12 protein-coding genes and 1 pseudogene are annotated in these 15,225 nt (G+C 46.0%); 5 read left to right on the forward strand and 8 right to left on the reverse strand.

The window, feature by feature from the left end:
• Positions 1-72: 72 nt before the first annotated feature.
• Entirely contained in the window at positions 73-1,422 is a 1,350-nt protein-coding gene (locus MUK70_RS18175) for a vanadium-dependent haloperoxidase (protein ID WP_234654325.1), read from the forward strand.
• Here the strand turns inward: MUK70_RS18175 and nadB are convergent.
• From nadB to MUK70_RS18205, 6 genes are all read right to left on the reverse strand, one after another.
• Positions 1,412-3,037: an L-aspartate oxidase gene (nadB, locus tag MUK70_RS18180; RefSeq protein ID WP_234654327.1), complete on the reverse strand. Its 1,626-nt coding sequence runs from the start codon at positions 3,035-3,037 to the stop codon at positions 1,412-1,414. The two genes, MUK70_RS18175 and nadB, sit on opposite strands and share 11 nt — an antisense overlap.
• A 106-nt stretch (positions 3,038-3,143) precedes the next feature.
• Positions 3,144-4,139, reverse strand: a complete 996-nt coding sequence (gene nadA / locus MUK70_RS18185) for a quinolinate synthase NadA (protein WP_234608563.1) — start codon at positions 4,137-4,139, stop codon at positions 3,144-3,146.
• 170 nt (positions 4,140-4,309) lie between these two features.
• Positions 4,310-5,731, reverse strand: a complete 1,422-nt coding sequence (locus MUK70_RS18190) for an inorganic phosphate transporter (RefSeq protein ID WP_234608564.1) — start codon at positions 5,729-5,731, stop codon at positions 4,310-4,312.
• A 104-nt stretch (positions 5,732-5,835) separates the two neighbouring features.
• Complete coding sequence (rlmN, locus tag MUK70_RS18195; RefSeq protein ID WP_234608565.1) at positions 5,836-6,888, reverse strand: dual-specificity RNA methyltransferase RlmN; 1,053 nt, start codon at positions 6,886-6,888, stop codon at positions 5,836-5,838.
• A 130-nt stretch (positions 6,889-7,018) separates the two neighbouring features.
• Positions 7,019-7,597, reverse strand: a complete 579-nt coding sequence (locus MUK70_RS18200) for a CvpA family protein (RefSeq protein WP_234654329.1) — start codon at positions 7,595-7,597, stop codon at positions 7,019-7,021.
• A complete protein-coding gene (locus MUK70_RS18205) occupies positions 7,594-8,046 on the reverse strand; it encodes a GatB/YqeY domain-containing protein (protein ID WP_244784451.1) in 453 nt (150 codons plus the stop codon). Before MUK70_RS18205 ends, MUK70_RS18200 begins: the two co-directional genes overlap by 4 nt.
• A 206-nt stretch (positions 8,047-8,252) precedes the next feature.
• On the opposite strand from MUK70_RS18205, the pseudogene MUK70_RS18210 reads away from it, so the two are divergent.
• Positions 8,253-8,973 (forward strand): annotated as a pseudogene (locus MUK70_RS18210) (pyridoxine 5'-phosphate synthase).
• Between the two features lie 72 nt (positions 8,974-9,045).
• Here the strand turns inward: MUK70_RS18210 and MUK70_RS18215 are convergent.
• Positions 9,046-10,500: a Gfo/Idh/MocA family protein gene (locus MUK70_RS18215; protein ID WP_234654331.1), complete on the reverse strand. Its 1,455-nt coding sequence runs from the start codon at positions 10,498-10,500 to the stop codon at positions 9,046-9,048.
• Positions 10,501-10,574: 74 nt separating this feature from the next.
• Positions 10,575-10,877, reverse strand: coding sequence for an SCP2 sterol-binding domain-containing protein (locus MUK70_RS18220; protein ID WP_234608570.1), 303 nt, complete (start codon positions 10,875-10,877; stop codon positions 10,575-10,577).
• A gap of 213 nt (positions 10,878-11,090) precedes the next feature.
• Here MUK70_RS18220 and MUK70_RS18225 point away from each other — a divergent pair, with 213 nt between their 5' ends.
• The 3 genes from MUK70_RS18225 (at position 11,091) to xylA (ending at position 15,163) form a co-directional block, all read left to right on the forward strand.
• Complete coding sequence (locus MUK70_RS18225) at positions 11,091-11,516, forward strand: hypothetical protein (protein WP_234654332.1); 426 nt, start codon at positions 11,091-11,093, stop codon at positions 11,514-11,516.
• A 63-nt stretch (positions 11,517-11,579) separates the two neighbouring features.
• Positions 11,580-13,697: a peptidylprolyl isomerase gene (locus MUK70_RS18230; protein WP_234608572.1), complete on the forward strand. Its 2,118-nt coding sequence runs from the start codon at positions 11,580-11,582 to the stop codon at positions 13,695-13,697.
• Positions 13,698-13,834: 137 nt separating this feature from the next.
• Positions 13,835-15,163, forward strand: a complete 1,329-nt coding sequence (gene xylA, locus MUK70_RS18235) for a xylose isomerase (RefSeq protein WP_234608573.1) — start codon at positions 13,835-13,837, stop codon at positions 15,161-15,163.
• The last annotated feature ends 62 nt before the right edge of the window (positions 15,164-15,225 follow it).

A 15,225-nucleotide genomic window follows, 5' to 3' on the forward strand; every position in this document is an offset into this window, starting at 1 on the left:
GCCTGAAATGTGATGGATGTTTACTAACTTCGTGACTTAGTAATGTTGTATTTGTTACCTATTGTCTACATAATGAAATTGCGTTTACTCTCCATTATATGTATTTCGTTTGCCGTCGGTTGTACCAAAAATGTGTCACCGGACGAATACAATGCTAAGGCAGCCGATCCTAAAATATTCCATGAAACTGCCACGCACCTTACCGACGTGATCATTCATGACATTTTCAAACCTCCCGTTGCCAGCAGGATTTATAGCTATTCATTTTTAGCTGCATATGAGGCGCTTGCTCCGGGTTATCCTGAATATCAGTCGCTTGGCGGGCAGCTTGTGAAGTTTACAGTGCCTCCAAGGCCGGACTCTTCACTGGCCTACTGTTATCCGTTAGCCAGTATCAAGGCATTTACAACGGTAGGACGGACACTCACATTCTCGGGAAATATGTGGGACGATTATGAAAAAGGGTTGTTTGAAAAATATCGGGAAATGGGCATCCCAGAAGATGTTTTTGAACGCTCAACCGCATACGGTGACTCGGTGGCCAAACATGTACTCGCATATTCTGCAAAAGATCATTATAAAGAAATACGCGGTTATCGCTATACGGTTACAAATGCACCCGGAACCTGGGTGCCTACGCCGCCTGCATATGCGGACGCATGCGAGCCGATGTGGAACACGGTCCGGACATTTGCGCTTGACTCAGTGACACAGTTCCGCTGCCCGCCTCCCGCCAAATATGACCTGGACAAAAAAAGCAAGTTTATGGAGCTGGCTATGGAAGTGTACAACACCGGGAAGTCATTAACCGACGAACAGAAGGCCACGGCTTATTTCTGGGACGATAATGCGTTTGTAACCAATGTGGTTGGTCACGCTATGTTTGCCAACAAAAAAATGACACCGGCCGGGCATTGGCTTGCGATCATCAGAACGGTGGCTACCGATAAGAAACTGGATCTGATACGTTCTACCGAAACATATACTTTGGGCGCACTCTCATTATTTGATGCGTTTTCAGCGTGCTGGGATGAAAAATACCGAACGGTGCGGATTCGTCCGGAGACGGTGATCAATAACAACTGGGATCCTAATTGGAGACCATTCCTCGAAACGCCCGCTTTCCCTGAATATGTAAGCGGTCATAGTAGTATTTCGGCTGCTTGCGGAGTTGTGCTAACCCATTTGATCGGGGACAATGTAGCGTTCACCGACACGACCGAAAAGAAATACGGCCATGGCATTAAGTCTTTTAAATCATTCAAAGAAGCTTACTGGGACGCTTCCATCAGCAGAGTTTACGGCGGCATACATTACCGCGACGGCGTCGAGCAAGGCACTTATCTGGGTGAAAAGGTCGGTGAAAATGTTTGGAGACGTGCCGTTACCAAGAAAGGCCGGCACGAAATTGCTACAAATTAATTCTGTTTAAATTGGGGCGGCCAGAATCGCCCCGATCTGAACGCACATTATCAGAATTATAATGCAGCCCGATGTTCTCGCGTCGGGCCATTGCCATTTTTATGATCAGATAAGAAACCGAGATCATGTTCCGAAGCTCGCAAATCGCCACGGAAACTTTGGATTCCCGGTAAAGTTGCTCGTGCTCTTTGTGCAGCAATTCCAAACGGTCGTATGCACGCCTCATACGCCTGTCCGTTCGTACAATGCCGACGTAATTGGACATTATGCTATTCAATTCCCTCGTCATCTCGGTGACCAAAACCTGCTCTTCGGGATGTGTCGTGCCCGAATCATCCCATTCAGGGATATTTTCAGGTGTAATTGCTTTGTTGAAACTTTCGACGGTGCTTTCGTAAGCCCTGTGCCCAAACACTACAGCTTCCAGTAAGGAGTTGGAAGCGAGTCGGTTAGATCCATGCAAACCAGTGCAGGAACATTCGCCAACTGCGTATAGAAAGTTAATATTAGTCTTGCCCCATTCATTCACTTTAATTCCGCCGCACATATAATGCTGAGCCGGCACAACCGGGATCATATCTTTTCGGACGTCAATGCCTGATTTGAGACAGTATTCGGTGATGTTCGGGAAATGTTCCAAAAATTTCTCATAGTCCAGATGGCGCACGTCCAGGTAAACGTGGTCAACACCATTTTTTTTCATTTCCGAGTCAATAGCGCGGGCCACAATGTCGCGAGGCGCCAGGGAGAGGCGTTCGTCGTACAGCTCCATGAACGTGCTGCCGTCTGCTCTCTTTAAAATACCTCCAAATCCCCGAACAGCTTCGGAAATGAGGAATGATGGTTTTTGACCTGGCTGATAAAAACTGGTAGGATGGAATTGGATAAACTCCATGTTATCGCAAATACCTTTCGCGCGGTAAGCCATGGCAATGCCGTCGCCGGTTGCAATGGTCGGATTGGTTGTACTTTGGTAGATATTCCCAATCCCGCCTGTGGCCAGCATCGTGGTTTTAGCTAAGAATTTTTCCACCTCGCCCGTCTGCCGGTTCAGCACATAAGCACCGTAGCATTGAATGTCCTCACGGTAGCGGTAAACGGTTTCGCCCAAATGGTGCTGCGTAATGAGCTCCACAGCATAATAATGTGTAAAAACCTGAATGCTTTTGTGCCTGTTAACTTCTTCGAGCAACGCACGCTCGATTTCGGCTCCGGTAATGTCTTTGAAATGCAGAATACGGTTATCCGAATGTCCTCCTTCTTTGGCAAGATCATATTCCCCGCCTTTTTCCTTATCAAATCGTGTTCCGTAATCAATGAGCTCCTGAATGCGCTGCGGCGCTTCGCGCACCACGATCTCAACAATGTTCCGTTTATTCACCTCGTCCCCCGCATCCATTGTATCCTGAATGTGCTTTTCAAACGAATCCGATTCGGCCCAAACCACTGCAATTCCGCCTTGAGCGTATTTGGTGTTGGTTTCATCCGCCTGCACTTTGGTAATGACAGCAATGGAGGTTTCCTGCTTTAATTCGTCAAAATGTCTTGCCAGTTTGGCTGCATAACTTAGTCCGGCAATTCCGGAACCGATAATCAGGAAATCGAATTGGGGCATTTTTTTCAGGTTAATGGTTTTATGCTTTAGGCTGTAGGCCTTATGCTGTAAGCTCGGCGCCTAAGGCTTAAAGCTTACGGCCTAAAGCCCAAAGCTTACTTACTACTTATATTCCTTTACTCAGTTCCAGCATACGGGCAACGGACTTATATGCTTTTAAGCGAATGTCTTCGGGAACGATGATTTCTGGTTGTTCGTACAAAAGTGCATTATACACCTTCTCTAATGTGTTCATTTTCATGTACGGACATTCTGAACAGGCGCAGGTGTTATTATCCGAGCCGGGAGCTGGGATCAGTTTCTTGTCAGGAACCGATTGTTTCATTTTATGCAAAATCCCTGCTTCGGTGGCAACGATGAATTTCTCGTGCGGAGATTCTTTTACAAATTTTAATAAACCAGTTGTAGAGCTTACAAAGTCAGCCTGCATCAGAATGTCTTCCTTGCATTCGGGATGTGCGATAAGCAACGCATCGGGGTTATCGTCGCGCAGTTGTTTGAGCTTTTCTCTGGAAATATCAATGTGCACAATGCAGGCGCCATCCCATAACACCATTTCGCGGCCCGTTTTGTGCGCAACGTATCTTCCCAAATTGGCATCCGGTGCGAAAATGATCTTTTGATCTTTTGGTAAACTTTCGACGATCTGCAATGCATTGGAAGAGGTGCAGACAATGTCCGTTAAGGCTTTAATTTCAGCCGAGCAGTTGATGTAGCTGATCACAATGTGATCGGGATATTGCGCTTTGAATGCTGCGAATTTGTCTGCCGGAGCTGAGTCTGCGAGGGAGCAGCCTGCATTCAGGTCAGGAATGACCACCTTTTTATTCGGACTTAAAACCTTGGCCGTTTCGCCCATGAAATGCACGCCGCAGAAAACGATCATATCCGCTTCCGTGGCTGCTGCCTGCTGCGAAAGTCCCAGGCTGTCACCAATGTAATCCGCCAGATCCTGAATTTCCGCATCTACATAATAGTGTGCGAGGATCACAGCGTTCTTTTCCTTTTTTAACCGGTTAATCTCCGCAATCAGATCAATATCATCAGCAACAGCTTCGGTGACATAACCGTAACGGTTAACCTGCTCTTCAATAGTTGTCATTATGGTGAATAATTGGCTTTTAGTTAATCATAAAAATTCCGGCCACCGCGTGGACCCGAATTTACACTATTAAACCATTGAAAAGCAAAGAAAGTGCGGATATGCAAAAAATGAAAGGCCGCCGGGAATGATCCCGGCGGCCTTGTAATGCCTTTTATTAACTCAAAATATTATAATATCCAGCGGAAAAACACGTAAAGCGTTCCAGACAGAAGCATGGTAACCGGCAATGTTAACACCCAGGCAATCACGATATTCCGGATCGTTCCCCCTTGCAGGTTCTTAACGCCTTTGCTCGCAACCATCGAACCCGCGATCCCAGAGGAAAGCACGTGTGTCGTGCTCACGGGAAGCCCTAAATAGGACGAAACACCAATTGTACTCGCTGCAACAAGCTCAGCAGAAGCGCCTTGTGCGTAAGTAAGGTGTTGCTTGCCAATTTTCTCACCAATCGTAACCACGATCCTTTTCCAGCCCACCATTGTTCCAAGCCCAAGCGATAGCGAGATCATCAAAATCACCCAATCCGGAGCATAGTCCGTATACCTTCTGATCCCTGTTTCGCTGCCAGACTGCATTTTCAAAAATGCTTTGTCTTCCACATTCAAATTAGCATGTCCATTATCCAGAATTGTTTTCAAATTCCGGCTGATCAGCAAAAGGGAACGGCGGGCATCCATACGGTCTTCCAAAGGCAGTTTTTTGTCCACAAGTGGCTTGCTGATCTGCTGGTTCAGCGTATCGATTTCTGATTTGATGGTGTAAAGATGCTGGCGGTCGGAAACCGACAATCTGGAAGAATCAATTGTACTCACTGCGCGTTCAATGCCAGCCAGATCCGTTTTCATTCCCGCTGGGTCGATACTGTTGTCCAATGCAAAATGTGCAGGAACAATGCCAATCAGGATCAGCATTACAAGCCCCACGCCTTTTTGTCCATCATTAGAACCGTGGAAAAAGCTTACAAGCGTGCAGGTTGTAATCAAAATAGCCCTGATCCAAAGCGGAGGCGGCTGATTTTTCTTTGGCTCACTAAACACAACCTCGCGGAGCGGCTTGGAAAGCATTCTCCGCAGAATGAACATGATAATAATCGCCAGTGCAAAACCGAAGATCGGGGAAGTGAGCAACGAGGTAAACAATTCCTGCGCTTTGGTCCAGTTAACGCCAGCCCCTTGTGTGTTTTCAGGCATGAATGTAAATGCAAGCCCTACACCTAAAATGGAGCCTATTAATGTGTGCGAACTGGAACTTGGCAAGCCAAAATACCAGGTCCCGAGGTTCCAGATAATGGCACTGAAAAGCAAAGAAAAAACCATAGCGGCGCTATGGTAGACATTCTGATCAATTAGTAATTCAACAGGAAGCAAATTGACAATTCCCATCGCAACGGCTATTCCACCAAGAAACACACCGCAGAAATTCATAAAACCCGACCAGATTACGGCTACATTGGGCTTTAATGAATTGGTATAAATAACAGTGGCAACGGCGTTGGCGGTATCGTGGAAACCATTTACAAACTCGAATGCACAGGCCGCTAAAATACTAAAAGCGAGGAGGATAAAAATGTCGGTTTCAAGACCAAACATAAAAGAAGAATATAGGTTTATTTAATAGGAGACAAAACTACTTATTCCTTCCCGATGCAATATTACCAAATTGTTAATTCAAGATCAGGAATAAGTAGTGCAGATTAAGCTGCCTCTTTATTGGCCAACTGGCCGCAAGCTGCGTCAATGTCTTTGCCGCGACTTCTGCGCACATGCACGGAAACGCCTCTATCTTCCAGAAAGGCTGCAAATTTATCTAATCGGTCTGCTTCTGTGTTTTTAAAATCAGCCTCCGCGATTGGGTTGTATTCAATGATGTTTACGCGGGCTGGGACACGTTTTGTAAATTCCCACAACTCTTTCGCGTCCTGCAGAGTGTCATTGAAATTGTTGAAAACAATATATTCGAACGTGATCCGGTTGCCTGTTTTCTTGTAAAAGTAATTTAAGGCCTCAGCCAGGTTATCCAGCGAATTGGACTCATTGATGGGCATAATCTGGTTTCTTTTCACATCATTGGCTGCGTGCAACGATAATGCAAGCCTGAACTTCACTTCGTCATCCCCCAGCTTTTTAATCATTTTGGCAATGCCCGCAGTTGAAACCGTGATACGTCTGGGTGACATGTTCAGACCTTCCGGAGATGTGATGTGTGCGATAGATTCCAGCACATTGGCATAATTAAGCAAAGGTTCGCCCATGCCCATATATACAATGTTGGTCAATGGTGCTTTGAAACTTCCTTCCGCTTGTCTCGCAATCGCTACGACCTGATCGTAAATTTCTCCCGCTTCCAGATTGCGTTTACGGTCCATATAACCCGTAGCGCAGAATTTGCACGTCAGCGAGCAACCCACCTGGCTGCTTACGCAAGCCGTCATGCGATCGGCCGCAGGGATTAAAACGCCTTCGACCAGATTGCCGTCAAAAAGTTTGAATGCAGATTTAATGGTGCCGTCGTTGCTTTGCTGTTGTTTGGCAATGTCCAGCGAATGTATGAGGAAGTGTTCGTTCAGTAACTGGCGTGTAGCGAGCGACAGGTTTGTCATTTCATCAAAAGAATGGGCAGATTTTTTCCAGATCCATTCAAATATTTGTTTGGCACGAAAACCTTTTTCTCCATGCGTTGCAAGCCAGCTTTTGAGCTGTTCAACGTCCATTTTCCGGATATCCTGCCTTTTATTAATTTCAATCATTATCTTCTATCCTGTTAGTCCAACGCACATAGCACTCGGACAATTTTTCTGCAAAGTTACTGAAACTCAACTACCGAACGTAACCTTAATGGAATTTCGAAAGTTCAAATGCGCGGATTTGATGCTGAGATTACGATTCCTCCGTGGTAACTTCCTCTTTATCATCGTCGGGTTTATCATCATCCAGATATTCTCGCTTCCATTCCTTAATTAACTCCGTCCCGGAGGGCATCAATGTGAGTGCTTTGGTGATCAGGTTTGGCGCAACGGGGACAACGAGCGGATAAAGATAAGTGTCGTCCGTCCTATGCGACGGGATTTTCACACCAATCGCATTCACAAGCCAAAAGAAAACACTGATCCCGAAAACCCAGGTCAGCACGCCAACCATCCCACCGGCCACACTGTCGAATGTTCCTAAAATAGAAAAACGAAGCGATCTTCGGATGGAATAACCAAATTGGTTTAACAGGAATATAGTAGGAAAGAAAATGGCCGAAAACCCAACATAAGGCAGGATTTTCTTGGCCACACTGTCACTGAAATAAGGCGTAAGAATTTCCATTCCCAACCCTAAGAATTTGAAACCTAAAATCATGGCGATCACAAGACCGGCAATGCCGATAATTTCGATCAAAAGTCCTTTGCGATAACCATGTAATGCTCCCCAAAGGAGCGGAAGAAGGATGAGAACATCCAATAATTTCATGCTAACAAGCTCTTTACCAAAGTTGAAACCACACGTCCGTCTGCCTGTCCTGCCAATTCTTTGGTTGCCACGCCCATTACTTTGCCCATATCCGCGGGTGAAGAAGCGCCTACACGGGTGATAATGTCCTGCAATTTAGCTTTCACCTCGTCCTCTGTAAGCTGTTTCGGCAGGAATTGCTCTATGATAGCCAGTTCAGCTTCTTCTTTTTCCAGCAGGTCCGGGCGGTTTTGTGATTTGTAAATGTCCGCCGACTCCCTGCGTTGCTTGGCTGCCTTCGTAAGCAGTTTAAGTTCGTCATCCGCAGTCAGTTCGCCTGTTGCGCCGCCTTTTGTTTCTTCTTCTAAAAGAATAAGCGACTTAATCGCACGCAAAGCCCGCAATGTATCCTGATCTTTGGCCCGCATAGCATCCTTAATGCCTGATTCGACGTCTGTTTTTAGTGACATATGTTTTTAATTTTGAATGACTGAATGAGTGAATGAGTGAATGGTTTTAATTTTGGCCGAATTTAAATTCGCCAATTGGGCTGCAAAGTTAATCGAAACCTTATAAATTGTCCTATCCAGCGCAACGGCGCACGCACATTCAGCGCAGCGGCGCCCACACTTCGGTGCAGCGGCGCCCGCTCATTCACTCATTCAAAATTACTCTCATGACCCGATTAAGCGTTAACATTAATAAAATCGCAACTCTCCGTAATTCCCGCGGTGGTGATAATCCTAATGTGCTGAAAGTGGCGCTGGATTGCGAGCGGTTTGGTGCCCAGGGCATAACGGTGCATCCGAGGCCCGGATGAGCGGCATATCCGTTATCAGGATGTTTACGATTTGAAAGAGGTCGTGACTACTGAATTCAACATTGAGGGAAATCCGTCAGAAAAAAAATTCGTTGAACTCGTTCTGGCGAACAGACCGGATCAGGTGACGCTTGTGCCAGACGCGCTGGGCGCGATTACTTCCAATGCAGGCTGGGATACAATCACGAACAGAAGCGAGCTCACCGATTTGATCCAAATATTTAAATCTGCCAATATCCGGGTTTCGGTATTTGTGGACCCGGACGAGCGAATGGTGGAAGGCGCAAAAATTTGCGGCGCCGATCGTGTGGAACTTTACACGGAGCCTTATGCCGCATATTATTTCGAAAACCGGCAAAAAGCCGTGCTGCCATTTGTATTGGCGGCCGAAAAAGCGCGAGAAGTGGGGCTGGGCCTAAATGCAGGGCACGATCTTAGCCTGGATAATCTGCATTTTCTGAAACAAAGCATTCCCTGGATGGATGAAGTTTCCATCGGTCATGCTTTGATTTCAGATGCGCTTTATTTGGGATTGGAAAATACGATCCAAATGTATCTGCGAGAATTGGAGTTGTAGCTGGCGTTGGAAGACTTGAAGACTTGCTAAGTCTCCAAGACTTAGCAAGTCTTCAAGTCTTCCAACGCCGCACTACCACCCAGTCCGATATTCTCTCTTCACAAACTGATTTGCAACGTCAAAGTTGGTGATCTTCATATTGGCGCCGTCCCAGATGAGCTTTTGTCTCCCCGGAAATTCAAATCCGCCTTTTCCGTCGGCTTTGGGCTCACGGTGCAGGTAAGAACGCACGGCAAGATTTCCCATTAACACAATCTCTGTCAAAGGCCCGGACTCTTCAAATGCAGAACTTGTGTAAGCACCATGGCCTTTTTTGCAAGCTTGTACGAATTGCTGCTGATGTCCTTCCGAGCCACCAGGAACCAATGCGCGTGGTTTTATATTGGGTCTGACTGTTTCAAATTTCTTTTCGGGCCATAAACGCGGATTATTCCCAAACATTTCTGCGCTCAAAATTCCTTTTGTTCCCGTAAACAGCATACCGCCGTCAACGCTTCCGAAAACGGTTTTATAATCGCAGCCTTCCGGCAATTGCGGGCGCATGCCGCCGTCGTACCAGGAGAAATTAATGTCCTTACCCGGCGTTTTTGAAGCGAATTTCATGTGAATGGATGCGGATGGCGGGGCAACGTCATCGAAAAATGCCTGCTCGAAAAAGTCGGCATAAACAGAGCCTACGCTGCATTCCACCGAGGTTGGATAGCCCAGTTTCAATGCGCGGAACGGCACGTCGATGAAGTGGCAGCCCATATCGCCCAATGCGCCCGTGCCAAAGTCCCAGTAACCGCGCCACCTGAACGGCATGTACGCTTCGTGGTAATCACGTTTCGGAGCAGTTCCCAGCCAAAGGTCCCAGTCCACTCCTTCCGGAACGGGCTGCGATTCGCCTTTGTCTTTGGGTGATTTTACGCCTTGCGGCCAAACCGGCCTGTCGGTCCATACTTCAATTTGATGCACATCACCGATAATGCCGGATTGCACCAATGCTTCCGTTTGCCTGGTGCCATCGCTGCTGCTGCCCTGGTTGCCCATTTGGGTTACAACTTTATATTTTTTGGCTGCGTTTGTAAGGTTTCGCGCTTCCCAAATATCTTTGGTTAATGGTTTTTCAATATATACATGCTTTCCCAGCTCCATAGCGGCCATTGCAATCGGAAAATGCATGTGATCAGGCGTGGTAACAATAACGGCGTCCACGTTCCTGGCTTCCTTTTCGAGCATTTTCCGGTAATCCTTATAATAAGGTGCATTTGGAAATTGCTTGCGGTATTTTACGGCCTGGCGGTCGTCTACGTCACATAATGCGACAATGTTATCTGCGCCTTCATTATAAGCCAGCCTTATATTCGTATCTGCTTTTCCACCGCAGCCCACAGCCGCAATGTTTAGCTTGTCGCTGGGGGCAATGTATCCTTTTCCCAAAACATGACGCGGGACAATCATGAAAGTCCCCGCTGCCAGCGCGCCGGCTTTTAAGAAGTCCCTGCGTTTAATGTCAGTTTCGCTCAGCACTTTTTGCTTTTCCATAACATGTCATGATTTTGGTTTTGGTAAAAAAATATAACCGCCAGGAGTGAAAAGGAAGTGCTTTGGGAAGACTACTATTTTCCACCAAAAGTTTCGGCGATTTTCATGGCCACACCCATATCGCCATCGATTTTAAGTTTGCCCGTCATATAAGCCATCATGGCATTCAGGTCGCCGTCGATGAGTTTAAGTGCATTTTTTGTAGAAACTTCAAACGTGCAATCTGCTTCCAGGTCATCATTCGTCACGGAATTAGGAACTGATTTGCTATCGATAAACACATTGCCTTCTTCCGTTTTGAACTTAACCGTGGCATTAAGGCCGCTGTCGGTTCCCAGGATATTTTTAACGCGATCGGTCAGAATTTGTAAGCTCATAACAGTTGGTCTTTGGGTTGTTGTAATATTTTCGGACTAAAAATGACAAATGTATGTTCCCTTATAAGAATATTCAAATGGCTTTGGTGTTTTCAGCTAAAACCACAAATTTTACATCCTTCATCAGAAAATCCTGCTGATATTATTTACTACCAAATGAGTGAAACAGTAAATCGCCCTACGTTCCTTACCATATTATGTATCCTGACTTTTATGAGCTCCGTTTCTGGTCTCTGGACCCAATCGGAAAGGTTATGGAACCCTGAGATCATGGCCGATAAAACCCGCGAAACATTTGAAAGCGTGCGCGAAAACCTTGAAAATCAGGCAAGTACTGCGGATACAAAGACCATGGACAAGATGTTCGAAGCTGTAATTGAGCAAACGACGGCCGGGTCGATCAAAACCGGGGCCATCATTATGCTGATCTTCGAATCTCTCTCTTTATTCGCGGCCTATTTAATGTGGAATCTCGACAAAAGAGGATTCTACCTATATATGGGCGGGATTGCCGTTGCATTTCTTTTACCGCTTTTTCTGATAGGTGGCTGGTTGGGGGCTATTACATCTATGGCTGGGGTCTTCTTCAGTATTTTTATGCTAATAATGTATGCTTTCAATTTGAAACACATGCAATAAGCATAACCTCTTGCATTCCACGAAGAAAAGATTTTATTTTGCGGACTAATTTGAATCGAGAAAATGGCTTTAATTACAAAAATCAGAGAAAAATCCGGGATCGCTGTGACGGTTATCGCGATCAGTTTAATTCTTTTTATGGTGGGGGGCGACTTAATGGGCCCAAATTCCATGCTTGGGGGAGGAAATGACCAGACTGTTGGTGAAATCGCCGGCAAAGAGATCAACATTAAAGACTTCCAGTCCCGCGTTGACGGCTTCCGCCAAAATTATGAAGCGCAATCGGGACGCAGTTTGAACGAAAATGAACTGGCTTCGCTGAGAGATCAGGCGTGGAACCAGTTTGTGGTTGATATTGCCTACAAAAAAGAATTTGAAGATCTTGGACTGACTGTTACTGACCAGGAATTGGTTGATATGGTTCAGGGTAACCACATAAGCCCATCGATTCTGCAAGCTTTTTCTGATCCTACCACTGGTAAATTTGACAAAAACGCCGTTGTTAACTATCTGAAAAATCTTAAAACACTTCCTGTTGAGCAACAAAAATCATGGGAGAATTTTGAGAAAAGCCTTCGTGAAGAGCGCACACGTGCCAAATATGAAAACATGCTGAAACTTTCGACTTACATTCCGAAAGCACAAGCTGAAAAAGAATATGTAGCCCAAAACAGCAAAGCAACATTGCGTTACCTGTATGTGCCCTATTTCTCGGTTGTTGATACGACGATTAAAGTTACAGACAAGCAACTTGAAGATTATCTGGGCGCGCATCGCACCGAATATAAAGGAACCGATACACGTTCAATCGAATACGTTACTTTCCCGGTTCAGCCTGCCAAAGACGACAGCGCTGCATTATATACTGAAATCAAAGAACTTGCGCGTGGCCTGGCCACAGCGCAGAATGATTCAGCTTTCGCAAGCATGAATTCAGACATTCCGTTGCCGATCAATATGTCATTGGGAACCATGTCTGACCAGTTGAAAGAAGCTGTAAAAACATTTGTTCCGGGCGGCGTTTACGGTCCTTACCGCGAAGGCAACACTTATTATATCTACAAATACGGCGGAACGCGCGTTGATACGGTTGCTTCCGCAAGAGCAAGCCACATTTTGATCCGGGCTGAAAACCAATCCGATTCCGCAAAAGCGGCAGCTCGTACGAAAGCAGAAGGAATTCTTGCTCAGATTCGTGCGGGTGCCAACTTCGAAGCATTGGCAGCAACCACAAGTGCTGATCCACAGTCTGCACAACGTGGCGGTGACCTTAACTATTTCCAGAACAATGGCCAAATGGTTAAGCCGTTTGAAGAAGCGGTTTTCTCGGCAACTGCTCCGGGCTTGATCCCGAGATTGGTAGAAAGCCAGTTTGGTTTCCACATTATCAAGGTTACCGATCCAAAATCAAACACATTGTACCGCATTGCAGCCATCGGAAAAACGATTGCCCCAAGCCAGGCAACACGTGACGAGGCTTACAGAAAAGCGGACGAGTTTGCGAATACGGTAAAAACAAAAACTGAATTTGATGAAGCTGTTAAGAAAAATAAAGCATTGGTAGTAGCCAACGCCAACCGCATTCCTGAATCTGCAACGAACATTAATGCCATTCAAAATGGCCGTGATATTGTAAGATGGGCATTCAAGGATGATTCAGACATTAACGAAGTTTCTCCGGTTTTTGAAACAGAAGAACAATATATCGTAGCTGTGTTGGTTGGCAAGTCTGACGCGAAGGATGTAAAAGTTGCTGACTTCCGCGACGAATTGACAACCAAAGTGCGTAATCAGATCAAGGCGGAGCAAATCACTGCGAAGCTGAAAGGCGCAACGGGCGACCTTCCTGCAATCGCGGCTAAATATGGCGCAGGCGCATTGGTTGAAAACGCAACAGACATTTCACTTGCAACCGGTTTCTTAACCAGCGCAGGATTCGATCCGATTGCATTGGGCAAAGCATTTGGCTTGAAACCAGGTCAGAAATCAGGTGTTTTCACCGGCGAGAATGGTGTATTCATCATGGAATTGGTTAGCAAAACGGAAGCACCAAAAGTTGCTGACTACACGCAATACAAGACGCAGCTGACGCAATCGCTGGAAAGCCGCATGTCTTATCTTGTGAACGAAGCCATCCGCGAAAACGCGAAAATCGAAGACCGCCGCGCGAAGTTCTTCTGAGCAATTCAAAATTTTTATCAAAAAAGAGGAGCAGAAATCATTTCTGCTCCTCTTTTTATTTTCACTGCAAATAATTCAGAAAAAAGTGATAGTATTGCAGCATGAAATGTCAATCTTACACTTATTAATAAATCACAATGAGCATCTTACTCGGAGAACAGGAGTATTTCAAAGGAATCGGGAAAATCGCATTTGAAGGTCCTGAAACAGACAATCCACTGGCTTATCGCTTTTACGACGAAAACCGGATCATAGCAGGCAAAAGCATGAAGGACCACCTTCGCTTCGCTGTTGCTTACTGGCATACATTCTGTGGCTCGGGACTTGACCCATTTGGCGGACCAACACTTTTTTATCCATGGGACAAAAAAGCAGATGCCGTTGACCGTGCAAAAGACAAGGCTGATGCTGCATTTGAATTTATCACCAAATTAGGCGTTCCTTACTATTGCTTCCACGACCTGGACGTTGTGGATTATGACGACGACGTGAAGACAAACGAAAAGCGTTTGCAGACATTGACGGCTTATTTGGGTGAAAAGCAAAAAGAATCCGGCGTAAAATTGCTTTGGGGAACAGCTAATCTGTTCAGCCATCACCGTTATATGAACGGCGCTTCTACCAACCCTGACTTCGATGTGCTTACACATGCGGGTGCTCAGGTGAAAATGGCTTTGGATGCAACCATCGCGTTAGGCGGAGAAAATTATGTATTCTGGGGCGGTCGTGAAGGTTATATGACCTTGCTGAATACAGATATGAAGCGTGAGCAGGAGCACTTTGCACAGATGCTTAAACTTTCTGTGGCCTATGCACGTGCCAACGGTTTCAAAGGCAAGTTCTTCATTGAGCCAAAACCTTGTGAGCCTACTAAACACCAGTATGACTACGATGCAGCAACCGTTATCGGTTTCCTTCGTCAGCACGACCTGCTGGGTGACTTTGCACTAAACCTGGAAGTGAACCATGCTACATTAGCAGGACATACATTTGAGCACGAATTGCAAGTGGCAGTGGATGCAGGAATTTTGGGTTCTATTGATGCAAACCGTGGTGACTATCAAAATGGCTGGGATACAGACCAGTTCCCGAATGACATTGCAGAATGGACAAAAGCATTGCTGGTAATCCTCAAAGGTGGCGGGTTGCAAGGCGGTGGTATCAACTTCGATGCAAAACGTCGTCGTAACTCCACCGACGTTGAAGACGTATTCCACGCACACATCGGCGGAATCGACACGGTTGCGAGAGCATTGATCGTTGCAGACAAAATCATCCAAAACGGTGAATACGAGAAGATCCGCACGGATCGCTACGCCAGCTTCGACGGCGGTAAAGGTGCAGAATTCGAGAAAGGACAATTGAAACTGGAAGATCTATTTGACCTGGCTGCAAGCAAAGGCGAGCCTGCAACTATTTCTGGAAAGCAGGAATATTTGGAGAATTTGATAAATAGATTTATCTGATCTACTTGATGAGCCCGAGCTCACTCACTTTGCCAGCGTAAATGCTTTTATGCTTGTCAGCC

It is taken from the genome of Dyadobacter chenwenxiniae (assembly GCF_022869785.1).
Taxonomy (GTDB): domain Bacteria; phylum Bacteroidota; class Bacteroidia; order Cytophagales; family Spirosomataceae; genus Dyadobacter; species Dyadobacter chenwenxiniae.

What these genes read in the sequence shown, in the direction of transcription:
- nadA (WP_234608563.1), bottom strand. Translation starts at nt 4,139, where the DNA reads ATGACAACTATTGAAGAGCAGGTTAACCGTTACGGTTATGTCACCGAA.
- MUK70_RS18175 (WP_234654325.1), top strand. Translation starts at nt 73, where the DNA reads ATGAAATTGCGTTTACTCTCCATTATATGTATTTCGTTTGCCGTCGGT.
- MUK70_RS18190 (WP_234608564.1), bottom strand. Translation starts at nt 5,731, where the DNA reads ATGTTTGGTCTTGAAACCGACATTTTTATCCTCCTCGCTTTTAGTATT.
- xylA (WP_234608573.1), top strand. Translation starts at nt 13,835, where the DNA reads ATGAGCATCTTACTCGGAGAACAGGAGTATTTCAAAGGAATCGGGAAA.
- MUK70_RS18215 (WP_234654331.1), bottom strand. Translation starts at nt 10,500, where the DNA reads ATGGAAAAGCAAAAAGTGCTGAGCGAAACTGACATTAAACGCAGGGAC.
- nadB (WP_234654327.1), bottom strand. Translation starts at nt 3,037, where the DNA reads ATGCCCCAATTCGATTTCCTGATTATCGGTTCCGGAATTGCCGGACTA.
- MUK70_RS18205 (WP_244784451.1), bottom strand. Translation starts at nt 8,046, where the DNA reads ATGTCACTAAAAACAGACGTCGAATCAGGCATTAAGGATGCTATGCGG.
- MUK70_RS18220 (WP_234608570.1), bottom strand. Translation starts at nt 10,877, where the DNA reads ATGAGCTTACAAATTCTGACCGATCGCGTTAAAAATATCCTGGGAACC.
- MUK70_RS18200 (WP_234654329.1), bottom strand. Translation starts at nt 7,597, where the DNA reads ATGAAATTATTGGATGTTCTCATCCTTCTTCCGCTCCTTTGGGGAGCA.
- MUK70_RS18230 (WP_234608572.1), top strand. Translation starts at nt 11,580, where the DNA reads ATGGCTTTAATTACAAAAATCAGAGAAAAATCCGGGATCGCTGTGACG.
- rlmN (WP_234608565.1), bottom strand. Translation starts at nt 6,888, where the DNA reads ATGATTGAAATTAATAAAAGGCAGGATATCCGGAAAATGGACGTTGAA.
- MUK70_RS18225 (WP_234654332.1), top strand. Translation starts at nt 11,091, where the DNA reads ATGAGCTCCGTTTCTGGTCTCTGGACCCAATCGGAAAGGTTATGGAAC.